Below are 17,856 nucleotides of genomic sequence, written 5' to 3' on the forward strand. Positions count from 1 at the left end.
ATGACGAGGTTGTAGAACGGAGGCAGATGTCCGGCGCAGAAATTCCGCTCTTAAAACTTCCCGGCCCGAAAATCCGCAATCGCCTCATGAATCTGCTCGGGCGTATCCATCACGAACGGGCCATAACGAGCCACCGGTTCCTTCAGTGCCTTGCCCGCCACCAGCAACACGCGTGCCGCGGCATCGCGCCCGGCGACACGTACGCTGTCGCCCTTGGACAGCACCGCCAGTTCGCTGCGTCCAAGACGCTCACCGGCAACGGATGCATCGGTGCCGTCGAACACATACGCAAAGCCGCTATGGCCTTCCGGCAACGGGATCTCGATCTGCGCGCCCGGCTGCACCGCGATGTCCATGTAGATCGGCGCGGTGGCAATGCCATTGACCGGACCAACAGCGCCATCGAGTTCACCGGCAATCACGCGCACTTCGACCCCATCGCTGGGATGCACGACGGGAATGCGATCCGGTGCGATGTCCTGATAGCGCGGCGCGGTCATCTTGTCCGAGGCCGGCAGGTTGACCCACAGCTGGAAACCCCACATCAGGCCGTTTTCCTGCTGCGGCATTTCCGAATGCAGGATGCCGCGGCCGGCGGTCATCCACTGCACACTGCCGGGGCCTAGATCGCCGCGGTTGCCATGGTTGTCGCCGTGCTGCATATGGCCGGCAAGCATGTAGGTGACGGTTTCGAAGCCGCGATGCGGATGCTCCGGGAAGCCGGCGATATAGTCGCCCGCCTGGTCGGAACGGAATTCGTCCAGCAACAGGAACGGGTCGACCATATCCAGGCCGGGCTGGCCGATGATGCGCTTCAGGCGCACACCAGCACCGTCGGAGGTGTCCATGCCACGTATGCGGCGGAGAATGCTGCGCTCGGTCATAAAGAGTTCCTCTTACTTCGGATCCCGCCAAGATGGCGCCGAACGAAGCCTACGCCAAGCCGCGCGATACGAACGGATTGTTTCCTAACCGAGCGGGTTGCCGCATTCAGGGCAGAACTTGGCGGTAGACGACACCGGATGCTGGCAGCTCGGACAGGCGTCGGGCCTTGGCTTGCCGAAGCTCGGCGTCACCGGCGGGCTTGGCGCCACCGCATCGACGACGCCCTGCAGCGCAGCCCGCGGATCGGCACCCGCGCTGGCCCGGTTCATCGAGTTCATCGCGGCGATCTTTTCCAGGTCCGCGCGCGAGGCGGGCATATCGACGCTGCTCTGGCCTTCGGCAAAACGCTGCAGGTGCTCGCGCAGGGACAAGGCCAGGTCAGGCCGGCCGCGCAGGCCGATCATGCGGCGCTGCGAGTCGGCACCGAAGGTCACCGAATCGACTTCGGCCACCCACACACGCAAGGTCATGTCGTTGACGCTGATGATCTCTTTCTCGGTACGCACGCGGTCGGTGAACTGCGCACCGATGGCGGTATTGGACCGCTGGAAGTTGCCGTCGACCTCCACCCAGGTCAGGCGCGAGGTGAAATCGAAGCGCGACCACAGGATATGGCCGGCACGCAGACAGAAGGTGGCAAGCGAGAACATGCCGCCGGCAAAACAGATGTATTCCCAGATCACCGGCTCGGTGAAACGCATGGACACCTTGTGCGCGAACAGCAGCAACGCCACCGCCGTGGCCAGGGTGTAGAGCACGCCTAGACCACTCAGCAGGGTCAGCCAGCGATAGCGCGGTTCACGCAGCGCATCCTGCAAGGTGATCTTGCGCATGTCGTCGCGCGGCATCGGCTGGGTTTCTTCCAGCAGCTCGCCATTGAAACTGCCCGAGGCGCCGACAGTTTGCGGAATCTGTCGCGCATAGCGACGGTTCGGAATCTGTTCGATCCAGCCGCGCTGCATTTCACGATCGAGTTCCACCAGCACCTGATTCGGCGGTGCGTTCATCGATACCGTGGCGATCTCGCAAGCCATGATGGTCTGCGGCGGCGCCACCATCTGACGCAGCAGTGCAATGAAGAACACCACCACGGCGGTAATCGCGCAGATCAGCAGAAACAGCGCCTGTCCGCTGAGATCGACACCGCCGAGCGTGCGCAGATGCGGCGACAGGTTGTGAATCAGCACCGGCGCAAGAATCGCCACCAGCACCAGCCCGATCAGTCCGCCAGGGCCCAGATGCGTACGTGCCAGGGCGCCGCGTTCCAGCGGAATAAACAGCAAGGCCGCCGTATAGACGAAAAAGAACAGGCCGAGCCAGGCCAGATCGTTCGCTTCGGACACGCCGAGCATGGTGGCCAGCAAGGCCACCAGCACCACGATCAAGGTGAGCCCGGTACGGAACTGCAGCTGGGCGACCCACTGGATCGGCTGCGGCGCCCAGATCAGCGGACGAACCATACTGTAGAGCAGACCGTTCAATGCACCGGTGGGCTCCTCTACCGCAATCGCACCACCACGCATGGTGGCTTTCAGGCGTGGCGCGTCGGGCTTTTCGCCGGTCTGGCCCTCGGCCAGTTCGCCGGCCAGGCCCTCGGGTTTGCCGCGACCGAAAAAGAAACGCAGCCGACTCAATGCCGTAGCCGCGTGCTTGATGCCGCCGGCCAGCATGCCGATGCCGATAATGATCGGGGCCAGCGACCAGCCTTCGAGATGGGCAGTCAGTCCGTTGCGCGCAAGGAACAACGCATACAGACCGCCGCCGATAAGAATGACCGCCGCGGCCATGCGGAAGACATTCTCGACCCGGTAAGGGTTGGGGAAATCCAAGCGCTGCGCGCTTGAACCGTATTCGTAAGCCATCCTTCTCTTCCCCTCAAGGGTCGCTGCCGTCGCCGACCGCAGCGCTTTTGCTCAATGCACCCAGTGCCCGCTGCGCTGACGCGGCGGTGTCGTGGTTTTCTCTTCGGGCTCTTCGTGAACCAGGGCTTCGAGCTCCGATTCCGTCGCGGGATGTTCCAGCCAATACTGACCGACCGCGCTCAGCACCATGGGCACCTGTGACAGGCACTCGTCGTATTCATCGTCACTGAGCTTTTCGAAATCGGCCTCGGCACTCAAGATGCCCTCGTCGACCGCCAGCGCCATCACCGGGCCGAGCAGTTCCATCAGTTGCGGATCGTCGGCCAGGCGCTTTTCCCACAGACCGGCGCGCAAATCGATCGCACGGCTGAAACCTTCGCACCAGCCCGCCGCGCTGAGCACGGGACCGGCTTCGGTATCCACTTCGCCAAGAATCGGCTCATAGGCATCGACGTCGAGCTCGGCGCTGATCGAATCGTTGAGCTTGGCCAGCAGCGCCAGTACGCGATTGCCTTCGTCTTCATCGACGAAGGGTTCGTGCAGCACTTCAGGCAGCCATTCTTCCGGCAGTACCTGCAGCGGCCCGACCGCCAGCGCCGAGAGCATGCCGTGCACGCCATCCAGCAGCAGGTCGCCGTCGTTGGCATGGACGCGCAGGTAACGGTCCAGCTCGTCGAGCTCGTTGTCGTCCAGCGAACTGGGCCAATCTTTCTTGGGCGTATTCATCAGATATCCAAATCCAGCGTCACCGGCGTGTGATCGGAAGGACGCTCCCAACGTCGTGGCGTGCGATCGATAGCCGCCGCCTTTGCCACGGATTTCAGGGCATCGGAGATCAGGATCAGATCGATGCGCAGACCCATGTTGCGCCGGAAAGCCGCCTGACGGTAGTCCCACCAGCTGTAGTGTTCCCCGGCCGCTTCGAACAGACGAAAGCTGTCGGTCAGGCCGAGGTCGGTAATCGCCTTGAGCGCTGCCCGCTCCGGTGGCGAGCAGAGAATGTCCTCGCCCCAGCTCACCGGGTCGTAGACATCGCGGTCATCCGGCGCGATGTTGAAATCGCCCAACACGACCAGTTTCGGGTGGCGCGCGATTTCCTGCGCGAGAAAATCGCGCATCTTCGCCAACCAGTCGAGCTTGTAGGTGTATTTCTCGTCGCCGACCGCCTTGCCGTTGACGACATACAGGTCGACCACGCGTACGCCACCGACGGTGGCAGCCAGGATGCGCCGCTGCGGATCCTCAAGACCGGGAATATCGGTAAGCACATCCTCAAACGCATGTGTGTCGCGCGCGAGGATGGCCACACCGTTATAGGTCTTCTGGCCGGAGAACACTGCGCGGTAGCCCATCGCGGCAATCTCGTCGAGCGGAAACTTGGCGTCTTCCAGCTTGGTTTCCTGCAGCGCCACCACGTCGGGCTGCGCCTCGGCCAGCCACTGGGCGAGGTGCGGCAAGCGCACCTTCAGCGAATTCACATTCCAGGAGGCAATTTTCATCGGCGCATTGTAAGCGATGCGTCAGGCCAGGCCGTGGCTCTTGAGCAGAGCCTCCGGTTCGGGTTTGCGCCCGCGAAATGCGATAAAGCTCTCCAGCGCCGGTCGGCTCGCGCCCACACTGAGTATTTCACGGCGGAAGCGCTCACCGGTGGCGCGATCGATGACCCCATGGGCCTCGAACTCGCCAAACGCATCGGCACTCAGCAGCTCCGCCCACAGATAACTGTAGTAACCGGCCGCATAGCCGCCAGCAAAGATGTGGCTGAATGCGTGCGGGAAGCGCTGCCAGGCTGGCGGATGCAACACCGCCACCTCTTTACGTGCCTGTTCGAGTACGGCCATGGTCTGAGCGCCGGTGGTCGGGTCGTATTCAAGATGCAGCAGAAAGTCGAACAGAGCGAACTCCAGCTGGCGCACCAGGAACAGGCCGGCATGGAAGTGCCGTGCATTGAGCATGCGCTGGAACAGTTCGTCGGGGAGTCGTTCGCCGGTTTCGTAATGGCGCGCGAACAGATCGAGGGCTTCGCGGTTCCAGCCGAAGTTCTCCATGAACTGGCTGGGCAATTCCACCGCGTCCCATTCGACGCCGTCGATGCCGCCGATCGACGGCAACGAAATCTCGGTCAGCAGATGGTGCAGGCCGTGGCCGAATTCGTGGAATAGCGTGAGCACGTCGTCGTGCGTCAGCAGCGCCGGCTTGCCTTCGGTCGGCGGTGCGAAGTTGCAGGTCAGGAAAGCCACCGGCAGCTGTTCGTGCTCGCCATCGCGGAAACGCGCGCGACAGACATCCATCCAGGCGCCCCCGCGTTTGCCGTTGCGGGCGTACAGGTCGACGTAGGCGCCTGCAAACACGCGGCCGTCGGCATCGCGCACGTCGTAATAGCGCACATCCGAATGCCATACATCGACGCCGTCGCGCGGGGCGAGGGTGATGTCATAGAGTTTTTCGGTCAGGCCGAACAAGCCGTCGATCACCGCCGGTAGCGGGAAATAAGGCTTCAACTGCTCTTCGTCGAGCGCGTACTGCTGCTGGCGCAATTTCTCCGAGATATAGCCGACGTCCCAGGGTTCCAGGTTGTCGAGCTTGAGTTCCTCGCGCGCGAACTGGCGCAGCTCGGTCAGCTCCTTTTGCGCTACCGGCTTGGCGCGCGTAGCCAGGTCACGCAGGAACTCCATCACTTCCAGCGGCGACTGCGCCATCTTGGTGGCCAGCGACTCCTCCGCCGCGTTGTCGAAGCCGAGCAGCAGCGCCGCCTCATGGCGCAACGCCAGGATCTTTTCGATACGTTCGCTGTTGTCGTACTTGCCAGCATGCGGACCCTGATCCGACGCCCGGGTCTGATACGCCCAGTAAACGCGCTCGCGCAGACCGCGGTTGTCGGCATACGTAAGCACGGCCTGCACGCTGGGCTGCTTGAGCGTTACCAGGTAACCGTCCAGCTGCTGGTCCTTGGCGTACTGGCGCAGCACCGCTCGGCCGGATTCGGGGATGCCGACGACGTCGCGCTCGTCGGTGAGGTGTTCGTGCCACGCGTCGGTGGCGTCGAGCACCGCGTTGGAAAACTCGGTCGACAGCTTGGACAGTTCGACACCGATCTCGCGAAAGCGAGAGCGCGCCGGCTCCTCCAGTGATACGCCGGACAAGCGGAAATCACGCAGCGCATGCTCGACGAGCGCGCGCTCGGGCCGGCCGAGGCCCGCGAATTCCGGAGCATCGGCCACGGCCTGAACGGCCGCATAGAGTTCGCGATTCTGGCCGACCTCGATCGAGTGGTCGGTCAGCTTTTCCTCCGCAGGTCCGTAGACCTTGCGCAACGCCTCGCTGTCGGCGACCGAATGGAGGTGGCCGACCGGCGCCCAGGCGCGCGACAACTGCTGATCGAGCCGCTCCTGGCTCAGCATGACGCTGGCGAAATCGCGGGGCGCGCCAGGCGCGGTGATGGCATCGATACCGCTGCGATAGTCGGCCAGAAGCGCCTCGACCGCCGGTTCGACGTGTTCGGGGCGGATCTTCGAGAACGCCGGCAGGGCGTCGTCGGCCAGCAGCGGATTGTCTTTGCTCATGGGTGCTCCTTAACGATCAGGCGACCAGCGTGGCGACCACGCGGGTCGAAATCAAGCCGGTCCGTCATGGTTCGAAGGTCCCTGCTTTCGTTTTGTCATAAACCGCGCCGTAACATCGCCGATCATGAGCTCAACGGATCTTGCCGGGTCGCTCGCACGCTATGCCGTCTTTCGGCATCTGGATGCGGGCGCGCTGGCGGCATTGGAACGCGAATTGGTGTGGTTCAGCCTCCCCGGCGGACGGCCGCTGTTCAAGGCGGGCGAGCCGGCGGACGCGCTTTACCTGCTGAAAACCGGCAGTCTGGGCGTGTTCGAGGGGCCAACCGACCTGCTCGAACTGATCGCCCCCGGCGACAGCACCGGCGAAATCAGCCTGATCAGCGGCGAGGTCCGCCGCCGGACCGTGCGGGCGCTTCGCGATTCGGACCTGCTGCGCCTGGATCGCGCGGCGTTCGAATCGCTGGTCGCCCGTTATCCACAAGCGATGCTGGGTGTGGCTCAGGTGGCGATCGACCGCCTGCTGCGACGCGATCGGCAGGAGGCTGTCCCATTTACCCCCCGCACGTTTGCGGTGCTGCCCGTCAGCGTCGAGGTCCCGGCGCGCGCGCTGGCGATGCAGCTGGCCCAGGCGCTGGAGCGTTACGGCAACTGCCTGGTGATCGATGCCTCGATCGGGGCCGGACGCGGTAGCGACTGGTTCGCCGAGCGCGAAGCCCAGGCCCGTTTCGTCATCTATCTGGATACCCAACTCGACCCCCACTGGCGAGAGCGCTGCCTGCGTCAGGCCGATGCGTTGTTGCTGCCTGCCCTCGCCGCGCAGCCGGCACAGCCCTGGCCGGAAACGGCGCCCGGGCATCCGTCACGGGTGCGACACCGCCCGCGCCACCTGATTCTGCTGCAACCCGGCCGCCAGCCCGGCCTGGGCTCGGCGCACCGCTGGCGCGCGCAGTTCAGTGGCGAATTGCAGCACCACCATATCGGCCACCAGGGCGACGTGGAACGATTGGCGCGGATGATCAGTGGCCACGGCCGCGGCCTCGTGCTGGCCGGTGGCGGTGCGCGCGGCATGGCCCATCTGGGCGCGTTACGCGCACTGCACGAGGCCGGTCATGTGTTCGACGCGGTCGGCGGTACCAGTATCGGCGGCATCGTCGGCGCGGGCGTGGCCTGCGGCTGGGATATCGACGCCATGACCGAGACCTTCCGTCGTGCCTTCATGCAGGGTCGGCCGCTATCGGACTGGACCTTGCCGCTGGTCGCGCTGACGCGCGGTCATCGCACCTCGGCGATGCTGCGCTCCACCTTCGGCGCGCTGGATATCGACGATATGGTGCTGCCGTTTTTCTGTGTATCGACCTGCCTGTCCGGCAATGGCATGAGTGTGCACAGACATGGCCCCTTGTGGCTCTGGCTGCGTGCCTCCTCGGCGATCCCCGGTGTGCTTCCACCGGTGCTGCATCAGGGACGCGTCTATGTCGACGGTGCGCTGGTCGACAACCTGCCCACCGACGTCATGGCCGACGACGGCATCGAACACATCACGGCCGTGGATATCCGCGCGGAAATCACCCTGGCCACCACCGCCGAGGAATTCGCCACGCCGCCATGGTGGCGCGTGCTGATGCAAAAAGACGCCGATATCAGCCGCCCCGGCATTGTTTCGACCCTGGTGCGCGCGGCCATGGTCAACAGCGAAGGCCCTGCCGAACGTCGCCGCGAACGCGCCGACCTGTTGCTCACGCCGCCGTTGGAACATGTGGGGATGCTCGACTGGAAGGATTGGCAGACGGCCATCGAATCGGGGTATCGGCATACGTGCGAGATGCTCGAGAAGCGGGAAACGGGTAAGCAGAAGTAAGAAGCGAGTGAGGGTGGCCCACTCTCAACTACAATGCCCGCATGAACCCGCTACGCAGCTACAAAGGCATCACTCCGACCCTCGGCGCACGCGTCTACGTCGACCCCGCCGCTACGGTGATCGGTGCGGTAGAACTGGCTGACGACGTCTCGATCTGGCCGTGCGCGGTGTTGCGTGGCGACGTGCATCGCATCCGCATCGGCGCGCGCAGCAACGTGCAGGACGGTGCGGTGGTGCATGTGACTCACGACGGCCCGTATTCCCCGGGCGGCTTTCCGACCCTGGTCGGCGAGGGCGTGACCATCGGCCACGGCGCGGTGATCCATGCCTGCACCATCGAGGACTACTGCCTGATCGGCATGCATTCGACCGTGCTCGATGGCGCGGTGGTGAAAAAATACGGCTTCGTCGGCGCGGGCAGCTTGATCCCGCCGGGCAAGGTCGTTGGCGAACGGGAGCTATGGCTGGGCAATCCGGCCAAGTTCGTGCGTCTGCTCACGGACAAACAAGTGGAGCAGCTGCAGTATTCCGCCGAGCACTACGTGCGGGTCAAGGACGATTACCTCGCCGGTTGACCACGGTCGCCTGGCGTAAGAAGCCAGCTTCATCGCAAGATTTCCCTAAATACCGTCTGACGACAGCGTTGGTGGCGGGGGCGTTGTCATAAATTTTGTTTCAGTCGATTAACGCCTGATATCCATGGCTACATTATCGTTACGTCAGTATATATACCCCTCCCACAGACACTGACATGTCGATTAAGCATCACCGTTTATATGTCGGTGTTTGGAGTGGCGTTTCTCATTCAAAAGCATGGTTGTTACAGCAAATGTTTCCGCCGCTTACGTTGCTGTTTTGTAATGCTTTTATGATCGCCAATATTTCCGTATGGATTTTATTACATGGAATATTTCCATGAGAATAAATTTTATTATACGACGGGTTTTTCCATCATTTTAAATAAACCGCATGCTAGGTTTATGAGCTGCAGACGGATTTGTCTGCACAGGGGCTGTTCTTCTTTGTACATCCATCGGGAGATATACGTCATGTCGCATCGCGCTTTGGCTCGTCGCGCCCTTTACGTGGCTAGCTTGTGTGCCCTGGGTTTTGCGGGCACGGTTTATGCCGGCGGGGTTTCTCAACCCACGGTCGGTTCCTCCAACACTGTCGTGGCCGATCCGGCCGTGCCGCGTCCGGCCGGTACGCCGTGCGTGGTCGAGTTGTTCAGCAATGAAAGCTTTACCGACGCCAGCAATCATCCGTTCAACTATGCGCCGCCCGCCGGTTGCCAGGGCAATTGGTCGAAAGTGGTGCTGGAAGCGGATTTCTCCATCAGTGGCAATGCGCAGTCCGACATCACCAATATCTGGGTCGGCGGTGTGAATCTGTTCTACGGCTCTACGCCGGTACCTTCCGCCACGCTGTCACCGAGCTGGCATGTCGAGCGTGATCTGACCGACTACACCGCGTTGCTCAAGTCTTCGCAGCAAGGTCAGGCTCTGGTCGACAAGATCTTCTCCGGCAACAACCAGGGCACCGTTCAAGGCACCGCCCGCCTGTTGTTCTACCCGGGCAAGCCGGCCGCGACCGCGCCGGATGCGGTGTACTCGCTGAGCAGCGACCCCATCGGTGCCACCACGACACTGCTCAACTCGTCCGCAGCCATGAGCAAGACCTTCACGCTGCCGCTCAACGTGCAGAAGGCTTACCTGGACGTGTTCGCGCAGGCCCAGGAGCTCGATACGCTGTGGTTCACCTGCGTACCCGACCAGTTCGCCGGCCAGGTGGCAGCCTGCGGTGGCGGCAATTTCCGCGAAACCGAAGTGAGCATCGATGGCCAGCCGGCCGGCGTAGCCCCGGTGTACCCGTCGGTCTATAGCGACGGTGTCGATTCGAACCTGTGGCAACCGACACCGGGCGTGCAGACGCTCAACTTCATCCCGTATCGCGTCGACCTGACGCCGTTCGCCGGTGTCTTGAGCAACGGCCAGCCGCATACGGTCTCCGTGAGCGTTGTCGGTGCCCACAGTGGTTTCGCTGCCACCGCCGCGCTGCTGGTGTACCGCGATGCCAACAGCCAGCAGGTGACGGGTAGCGTGACACGCAACACGCTGGCCGGCCAGCCGGCCACGCCGACCATCAGCGATACGCTGCAGGTCGATGCCCAGGGCAACGTAACCGGTGCGATCAACACCACGATCAGCCGTCAGTTCGTGATCGAAGGTGTTGCCAACACCTCGAAGGGCCGTGTGCAGTCGACGGTGACGCAGACGGTGGGCTTCGATAACACCCAGACCTTCACCATCAATGGCACTCAGTATCACCAGATCACCAGCCAGACCGCATCGGTCGACAGCAACAGCCAGAGCAAGATCGGCGCGCTGATCACCGGTGATTACCGTGAGAAGGTCAGCTATCCGCTCAACCTGGATTTCAACGAGACCGTCACTGATCAGGGCGACCTCAACATCGCCAGCTCGATCCAGCAGGGCTACAAGAAGCATCTGGCACATCGCCTCTTTGGCGTCGACCTCTTCAGCGCCAATGTGTCCAATACCGTCAACAGCGGCAACACGCAGGTCTTCGCCGCCGACGGTTCGACCTCGAACGTCGGCCAGCAGAGCTCGCAGGACTTCAGCTATACCGACTCCCTGCTGGGCTGCTACAACGCCTCGCTGACCACGTCGGCCGGCGCGCTCGCCAGCTTCACGAATGGCAAGGGCTGCATTGGCGGCGTAAACCGCGTGTCTTCGTTCACCCATCCGGATGGTTCGCCGGACGGTGGCAACGCCAGCCTGCTCTGGTAATAACCACCTGTACGCTCCTCGGCCTGAGGAGCGTACTTTCGCAGGCACTACTAAAAACCCCAACGCCATCACGGCGTTGGGGTTTTTATCATGTCCTGGAATTTACGCGGCTGATGCCGTCTCAGTGAGCAGCTGCACCTTGTGCATTGGCCGCCTGGATGGCGGCCGCACGTGCTTCGTCCTGCTTGATCATCACCTGGCGCGCAGCATCGAGCTTGCCACCCAACAACGAGAGCGTGTAATTGGTGCTGTCGAATTCGCGCAGCAATCCAAGTTCACGCTGCGCCTCATCAAGATCGTTGTTGTTGATCGCGCGCTCGACTTCTTCCGACGCCGAACTGAACAGATCATGCATGTTCTGCTGGGCGGTCTTGTTCTGGCCATCCAGCTGCAGCACGGAGAGATAAAACTCGTACGCGTTGCTGCCGGCCGGGGCGACCAGATGCTTGTCCTTGATCGCCGTATCGGCCAGGCCGAGCAGAATGCCGGTGCCTGAATTGTCCGTGCTGGATGCCGATGCCGGCGCACTGCCGGTCGAAACGGACGAGCCCATGCCAGCATGGCCGACAACGTACCAACCGATCGCGCCAAGCACGACAGCGGCTACCGCGCCGGAAATCCAGATGAGCCCGCGCCGGTTGGGCGTGGCGGAGAGAGAAGCGTTCATGACACCGGGGGGATCGGGGAAATCCGTCGCAACAGGAAGCTGCCCCCTGTAGACAGGTCCTCGCGACAACTTGATTACCGTAACCGGACAGCGTGTCAGGAATGTGACCGGGGTCCTGAGTGGCGCTCAGCCGAAATGTCCACCCACGATGTGCCCGTCCTTGTCCAGCTCGACAAAATACCGGCTGTTATTGGAGCGGAAATCCATGGTGGTGATCGTATTGGGCATCACCAGCTGCACATCCGGGTACATCGCGCGGAACTGTGCCGGCGTCGGGTGCGTTGCGATAAATGCATTGAACGCCGTCATGTCGGTGACATAGCCATGTACCGGTGCAGGACTGGCGGTCGACATGGTCTGGCAGCCTCCCAGGCCAAGCGCTACGGCGATGGCCGCAGCCAGAAACAGACGATGACGCATGGCGGTTCTCCTTGTGACGCCCGAAAGAGCGCGCTCCTCGTCATCACCGAGGAGCGCGCGTCGACCTCACCACAAGATACTGGCATTGCCTCCATCAGGCGAACCGTCCGGATGGGTGAACCACGACAGGCGATTGCGCCCGCCCAGGCAGCCCTTGCCTTCGGTATAGCTGGCCAGGGTGCCGGCCGAGGTGGTCAACGAAGCCTTGTAGCAACCCAGCAGCGAATCGCCATAGCTGAAGTCCTGCGTGCTCTGCTGTCCGCTATGCGAGGTCAAGGCTCCGGTGGCATCGAAGACCAGCGTGTCGCCGGTGCTGATGGCGTTGGCGACATCGGCGGTGAACAGATCGAAGCCAAGCAGGCGATGCGCCAGATGCTTCTGGTAACCCTGCTTTACCGCACTGGCGACGTTGCTGCTGCCGTCTTCGTTCGCGGTCTGGTTGTAATCGAGATAGAACGGATAGCTGACGTTCTCGCGATACTCGGCCGTGATCACCGGCCCCAGCTTGCTCTGGCTCACGCTATTGACCGTGGTGTTCTGTTGCGTGACCTGACGGTATTGCGTGGCGTTGATGGTGAACGTCTGCGTATTGGCAAAACCCACCGTCTGCGTCACCGTCGATTGCACACGGCCCTTGGAGGTGTTGGCGTAACCTTCGACCACGAACTGGCGGCTGATGTCGGTATTGATCGAACCGGAGACGTTGCCCGCACCATCGTTCTGCAACGTGTCGCTGACGCTGGGCGTCGGTGGCTGGTTGGCAAGCGTGTTGCGCGTAATACCGCCGGTGACCTGCTTGGCGTGCGCATCCTGGTACACCAGCAAGCTGGCGGTAGCCGAGAAGTAGTTGTTTGCGCCGGCCACGCTCACCGAGACCGTATGCGGTTGGCCATTGCTCAACACACCGGCGAACGGCGTCAGATCAACCCGATACGGCAGGAAGTTGAGCGTCTGCACGCCAGGCGTCGGGCGCCACATGTACGGGTCGATGCCACCGGTGTAGATCCACGGATAGACCGGCGCCACACCAGCGGGCTGGCCGTCGATGCTGACTTCGGTTTCGCGGAAATTGCCGCCTCCACATTCCTCGACCTCGCTTGCGTACTGGTCGGGTACACAGGTGTACCAGAACTCATCGCCAATCTGGCTTTGCGCGAACACATCCAGATACGCCTTCTCGACATTGCGCGGCAACGTCAACGTCCTGGACAAGGTATCGCTCGAGGTAACCAGCGTCGTGGTATTGCCGACCGGATCGCTACCGAGCGGATACACCGCGTCCGGTGCCGCGGCTGCCGGCTTGCCTGGATAGAACAGCAGGCGCGCGGTGCCATGGATCACGCCCGTATAGGTACCGTCGACGATATTGCCGATCAGGCTCTGGCCTTGCTGCGGCGACTTGAGCAGTGCGGTGTAGTCGGTCAGATCGCGCTCGATATGCCAGCTCGGCGCCACCGCGGCCGAAGGCTCCTGGGTGGTTCCGAAATAAATATTGACGCCGCCGATCCAGATATTGGCGGTGCGATCGAACTGACGTCCGGCCGTTACCGAGAAATCGGCCTCCAGCACCACCTTCGACCAGTTGCCCTGGCAACCGGCCGGCGGCGCATAGCTGAAGGTGTGATTGCTGAAATCCGTATACGTGGTATCGCCGAACAGCTCGACCACGCAAGGCTTGCCCGACGGGCGCGGCACCCCCGGATCGGCCACGGCAACATTGGCAGAACCGACGGTAGGCTGCGTAGCTCCGTCAGCGAAAACCGTGCCCGCCAAACCCAAGGCACACGACAAACCCGCCAGGCACAGAACGTGGCGAGCCCAACCATGCTGCGACATAACGATGCACTCCCGTTACACCCCGAACCCCCTGCCGGCCGAAGCTAGCACGGGGCTGGGTTTAGAGGGGAGAAGATCATCGTGTTCCGAAGCGCAAGTTTGTTCGGCTGGCACCAGCCTTAGCCGGTCGCCGCCTCCAGCACCCGCAGGTAAGACAGCGCGTGCTCGCGATCCTTGCCGCACATGTCGATATCCGGTTTCAACCCCGAACATACCGCCGGCCGGTCGGCCTGCCCGAAGATCGCACAGCGGTTGTCATCGGTAAGTTGCACGCAACGCACGCCTGCCGGCTTGCCGTTGGGCATGCCGGGAATGGGCGAGGAGATCGACGGCGCAATGCAACATGCGCCGCAACCCATGCGGCAGGCCAGGCTCATGCTCAGCCGTACTGCTGACGCAGTTCGTTGTAGACCGGCTCGGTGTCCGGGCGCTTGCCGTGCCATAGCTCGAAGGCATCGGCCGCGGTTTCCACCAGCATCCCCAAGCCGTCGACGATGAATTTGGCGTTGGCCACACGCGCCCAGGCGAGAAAGCCGGTGGCGCCCTTGCCATAGGACAGGTCGTAGCAGGTGGCGCGGTTGCCGACAAAACCAAACGGCAGGTCAAGTGGCTTGCCGAGTACGCCGGCCGAGGTCGCGTTGATCACCAGATCGAAGCTGCCGATGTCGTCGAGGTCTTCCCAATAACGCGTATGCGCGCGCAACGGCTCGCCGATCGCATCGGCCAGTTCGTCGGCTTTTTCGGGCGTGCGGTTGACGATGGTCAGCGTGCGTACGCCCGCATCCATCAAGGACCACGCAACACCTTGCGCGGCCCCACCCGCACCAAGCAACAGGGCATCGTGCCCGCGCAGATCCAGCTGATGGCGTTCGGTGAGGTCGCGTACAGCGCCGGCACCATCGGTGTTATGCGCAGCGATGCGGCCATCGGAAAGCAAGGTCAGCACGTTGGCGCTACCGGCGCGCGTGGCCGCTTCGCTGCGGACATCGGCCAATGCATACGCGGCGTTCTTGTGCGGCAGGGTGACATTGGCACCGCGCGCGCCTTCTTCGCCGAAGAAACGGCGCACCGCATCGGCGAAGTCGTCCGGGCTGGCATCGATCGTGCGATAGGCCAGCTCCAGGCCGAACTGGCGCGCGAACGCCTGGTGGATCTGCGGTGACAGCGAGTGGCTGATCGGATGACCGAAAACCGCGAACTGACCTGCCTTCATGAGCACTCCCTTGTAATGAGTCGACGGCCGGTCGGACCGGCCAAACGGCGATTTTATCGCGGTCGCAGTCCGTGAGATGACTGCCGCCCACACTTGCTTCCACACCATCACCGGATGCGAAGCGATGCGCCAGCCTACTCAATCCCATCAAGCCCGCCACCAGCGCCTGCTCGGCGCGGCGCTCGTGTGGTTGCTGGCCGGCACCGCCGCACTGCTGACCACCCTGGTTCCGGTGCATAGCGAGCAATGGGGCTGGACCCCGGCGTTCTGGCTGGTCGCGGCGCCCTTGTCGGTCCTGCTGGTGCTCGAACCCAGCCTGCCGCGCCAGCTGCTGGCCCTGGCTCGCCTGCGCCGCCGACCGGTGCGCACGACAGTCTGGAACTAAAGAACATTCCGCTTGGCAGTGGATGAAAGCGGCAGGAGGCTGCGAGGGGACTCGTCGGTGGAAAGGGAAGCGGTGCACCACCGGCGAGCGGCATCAAGGGACGATGCCTATGCACCTGGCGACTCAGGGACGAGTCGCCGGCATGACCCTGCCTAAGCTCAGTCGGCTATGCCAAGCCGCTTGCGCTCCATCCGACGCAGAAACTCCTGCATGATCCGGCGATAGAGATCGTCGCCCAGGTAAGCATCTTCCACGCCCGCGTCGATCGACGGATTGTCGTTCACTTCGATCACGACCGGCTTGTCGGCGACCTGTTTCAGGTCCACGCCGTACAGGCCATCGCCGATCGGCTGGGTAGCCTTGAGCGCTAGCTTGACTACCTCCGATGGCGCATCGCGTACTGCGATCGTTTCGAAGCCGCCTGACTTGGCCGTGCCCTTGGCGCCGTGGTTGTAGATCTGCCAATGACCGCGCGACATATAGTATTTGCAGGCGTAGATCGGCTCGTGGTTGAGCACGCCGATGCGCCAGTCGAAATCGGTATAGACGAACTCCTGCGCCAGCAGCAGGGCGCTGTGCTGGAACAGTTCGCCCGCGGCTTTTTCCAGCGCCGCCTCACTTTCCACCTTGACCACGCCACGCGAGAACGAACCGTCGGGAATCTTCAGCACCAGCGGAAAACCCAGCTTGGCGGCGACATCCTTCAAGCCCTTGGCGTTGTCGCGATACAGGATCTCGGTGTTGGGCACGGCCAGCTTGCGCGACACCATCAAGTCGTTGAGGAAGATCTTGTTGGTGCAACGAAGGATCGAGCTTGGATCGTCGATCACCACCATGCCTTCCTTCTCCGCGCGATGCGCGAAGCGGTAGGTGTGGTTGTCGCTGGCGGTGGTTTCGCGAATGAACAGGCCGTCGTACTCGGCCAGGCGCTGGTAGTCGTTCTTGCCGATCGGGTCGACCTCGATGCCCAGCTCCTTGCCGGCCGAGATAAAGGATTTCAGCGCCTTCTTGTTCGACGGCGGCATCGACTCGTCCGGGTCGACCAGCATCGCGATGTCGTAGCGGTAACGCTTGCGCGCGCGCGGCTTGCGCCAGAGCTTCTTGGAGAAGCGATCGAGCTCCTCGGCAAAGGCGTCTTCCTGCGCGTCGTCGAGCGTGTGCAGGCCGACCGGCTTGATCGAGCTGATCTGCCACACGCGGTCGCGCTCGAACTCGATCCGCAGCAGCGGGCACGGGAAGGTTTCGAACACCTGGCGGGCCAGATCCTGCAGCGCCGGGTAAGCGGTCTCGCCGAAGTAGACCAGGATGCCGAAGTCGGTCGTGTCGCGCCCGCCTGCCGGCAGGAAGTGGGTGAGCTTCTGGTTGAGGTCGTCGATATCCAGGCCGTACAGCGAGCGGCGGCGCAGGTCGTTGACCGTGCGCACCGAGGGCATCACGCGATGCCCGCGTGCCTCGGCCAGCAACGATACGTAGTAGCCCGTGCCCAGATACTTGTAGCTGCGGCACAGGTTGATGACATGTGTACGCTCGTCGTCATCGTTGTTGATCGGCTCGCGCAGATAGTCCATCGCGCTGACCACGTCCACAGACGGATAATACGAGCCCCAGTCGGAAGCTTTCTCGACGACGATGACGAGCCGGGTCATGACACCTCAGTGAGCCTGCCCTGGCAATCCGTCGCCGCGGGAGGACGTGAAAATTCGGCGCATGGTCGCCATGCGTTCAAGTCGCGCAGTGTGGCACATAGCCACTCACACACAAGTGTGCGCACTGAAGCCAAATTAAACGCCCGGGCCGGTCGTGTTTGCCGCCGTGGGAAGGGACCGCTAGAGTGCCGCGCTTGTTCTCCTTCCCCTGAGCGCAGGACGCCACGATGACCCCTACGCCAGCTACCGCCGCCGTCCGCGTGCGGCGCGCCGAACTCTCCGATCTGGACGACCTGGTCGCGCTCGAAGACGCCACCTTCGACAGTGATCGACTGAGCCGCGCACAGTATCGCCGGCACCTGGACAGCGATACCGCACAGGTACTGGTGGCCAGCGCCAACCATCGCCGCTTTCTCGGCACCGCCGTGGTGTTCTTCCGCAAGGGCAGCCGGGTCGCGCGGCTGTACTCCATTGCGAGCAAGCCCGAGGCACGCGGCAAGGGTGTGGGCTCGGCGCTGATCGCCGCAGTCGAGGGTGCTGCGCGCGCACGGCACTGCCAATCGCTGCGGCTGGAGGTGCGTACCGACAACGAAACGGCGATGCGCCTGTACGAGCGACTGGGATATCGGCAGATCGGACGCTATGCGCGCTATTACCAGGATGGGGCGGATGCCTGGCGATATGAGAAGGTGCTGGGCTAAGAGCGTCCCC

Annotated in this window: 16 protein-coding genes; 5 read left to right on the plus strand and 11 right to left on the minus strand. The window is 62.8% G+C overall.

From position 1 onward, the window contains the following. Positions 1 to 50: 50 nt before the first annotated feature. The 5 genes from QMG46_RS03715 to QMG46_RS03735 form a co-directional block, all read right to left on the minus strand. Positions 51 to 884 (minus strand): pirin family protein, encoded by an 834-nt coding sequence (locus QMG46_RS03715; protein WP_281851127.1) that lies wholly within the window; start codon positions 882 to 884, stop codon positions 51 to 53. 84 nt (positions 885 to 968) lie between these two features. Next, positions 969 to 2,747 (minus strand): zinc ribbon domain-containing protein, encoded by a 1,779-nt coding sequence (locus QMG46_RS03720; RefSeq protein WP_281851128.1) that lies wholly within the window; start codon positions 2,745 to 2,747, stop codon positions 969 to 971. A gap of 51 nt (positions 2,748 to 2,798) precedes the next feature. Then, positions 2,799 to 3,473: a YecA/YgfB family protein gene (locus QMG46_RS03725; RefSeq protein WP_281851129.1), complete on the minus strand. Its 675-nt coding sequence runs from the start codon at positions 3,471 to 3,473 to the stop codon at positions 2,799 to 2,801. Further along, the gene (gene xth, locus QMG46_RS03730; protein WP_281851130.1) at positions 3,473 to 4,246 is read right to left on the minus strand and encodes an exodeoxyribonuclease III; all 774 of its coding nucleotides are present in this window, start codon (positions 4,244 to 4,246) and stop codon (positions 3,473 to 3,475) included. The genes QMG46_RS03725 and xth overlap by 1 nt, the downstream gene beginning before the upstream one ends. 21 nt (positions 4,247 to 4,267) lie before the next feature. Beyond that, a complete protein-coding gene (locus tag QMG46_RS03735) occupies positions 4,268 to 6,310 on the minus strand; it encodes a M3 family metallopeptidase (RefSeq protein WP_281851131.1) in 2,043 nt (680 codons plus the stop codon). Between the two features lie 124 nt (positions 6,311 to 6,434). On the opposite strand from QMG46_RS03735, the gene QMG46_RS03740 reads away from it, so the two are divergent. From QMG46_RS03740 to QMG46_RS03750, 3 genes are all read left to right on the plus strand, one after another. Then, the gene (locus tag QMG46_RS03740) at positions 6,435 to 8,168 is read left to right on the plus strand and encodes a patatin-like phospholipase family protein (RefSeq protein ID WP_281851132.1); all 1,734 of its coding nucleotides are present in this window, start codon (positions 6,435 to 6,437) and stop codon (positions 8,166 to 8,168) included. Positions 8,169 to 8,209: 41 nt separating this feature from the next. Beyond that, the gene (locus QMG46_RS03745) at positions 8,210 to 8,743 is read left to right on the plus strand and encodes a gamma carbonic anhydrase family protein (RefSeq protein ID WP_281851133.1); all 534 of its coding nucleotides are present in this window, start codon (positions 8,210 to 8,212) and stop codon (positions 8,741 to 8,743) included. A gap of 474 nt (positions 8,744 to 9,217) precedes the next feature. Beyond that, entirely contained in the window at positions 9,218 to 10,978 is a 1,761-nt protein-coding gene (locus QMG46_RS03750; RefSeq protein ID WP_281851134.1) for a peptide-N4-asparagine amidase, read from the plus strand. 121 nt (positions 10,979 to 11,099) lie between these two features. Here the strand turns inward: QMG46_RS03750 and QMG46_RS03755 are convergent, their stop codons facing one another. From QMG46_RS03755 to aroE, 5 genes are all read right to left on the minus strand, one after another. Then, a complete protein-coding gene (locus QMG46_RS03755) occupies positions 11,100 to 11,645 on the minus strand; it encodes a hypothetical protein (protein WP_281851135.1) in 546 nt (181 codons plus the stop codon). A gap of 126 nt (positions 11,646 to 11,771) precedes the next feature. Continuing rightward, positions 11,772 to 12,065 carry a hypothetical protein gene (locus QMG46_RS03760; RefSeq protein ID WP_281851136.1) on the minus strand — a complete coding sequence of 98 codons (294 nt, stop codon included), beginning with the start codon at positions 12,063 to 12,065 and terminating at the stop codon, positions 11,772 to 11,774. A gap of 66 nt (positions 12,066 to 12,131) precedes the next feature. Further along, positions 12,132 to 13,901, minus strand: coding sequence for a peptide-N4-asparagine amidase (locus tag QMG46_RS03765; RefSeq protein ID WP_281851137.1), 1,770 nt, complete (start codon positions 13,899 to 13,901; stop codon positions 12,132 to 12,134). Between the two features lie 119 nt (positions 13,902 to 14,020). Then, the gene (locus QMG46_RS03770) at positions 14,021 to 14,278 is read right to left on the minus strand and encodes a YkgJ family cysteine cluster protein (RefSeq protein ID WP_281851138.1); all 258 of its coding nucleotides are present in this window, start codon (positions 14,276 to 14,278) and stop codon (positions 14,021 to 14,023) included. Between the two features lie 2 nt (positions 14,279 to 14,280). Beyond that, positions 14,281 to 15,114, minus strand: coding sequence for a shikimate dehydrogenase (gene aroE, locus QMG46_RS03775; RefSeq protein WP_281851139.1), 834 nt, complete (start codon positions 15,112 to 15,114; stop codon positions 14,281 to 14,283). Between the two features lie 124 nt (positions 15,115 to 15,238). Between aroE and QMG46_RS03780 the strand changes: the two genes are divergently transcribed. Continuing rightward, positions 15,239 to 15,499, plus strand: coding sequence for a hypothetical protein (locus QMG46_RS03780; protein ID WP_281851141.1), 261 nt, complete (start codon positions 15,239 to 15,241; stop codon positions 15,497 to 15,499). A 158-nt stretch (positions 15,500 to 15,657) separates the two neighbouring features. Here the strand turns inward: QMG46_RS03780 and QMG46_RS03785 are convergent, their stop codons facing one another. Further along, on the minus strand, positions 15,658 to 17,145 hold the full coding sequence (locus QMG46_RS03785) for a RimK family ATP-grasp domain-containing protein (RefSeq protein ID WP_281851142.1): 1,488 nt from the start codon (positions 17,143 to 17,145) through the stop codon (positions 15,658 to 15,660). A gap of 227 nt (positions 17,146 to 17,372) precedes the next feature. On the opposite strand from QMG46_RS03785, the gene QMG46_RS03790 reads away from it, so the two are divergent. Beyond that, positions 17,373 to 17,846 carry a GNAT family N-acetyltransferase gene (locus QMG46_RS03790; protein ID WP_281851144.1) on the plus strand — a complete coding sequence of 158 codons (474 nt, stop codon included), beginning with the start codon at positions 17,373 to 17,375 and terminating at the stop codon, positions 17,844 to 17,846. The last annotated feature ends 10 nt before the right edge of the window (positions 17,847 to 17,856 follow it).

The sequence above is a fragment of the Dyella sp. GSA-30 genome, from assembly GCF_027924605.1.
Lineage (GTDB): Bacteria > Pseudomonadota > Gammaproteobacteria > Xanthomonadales > Rhodanobacteraceae > GSA-30.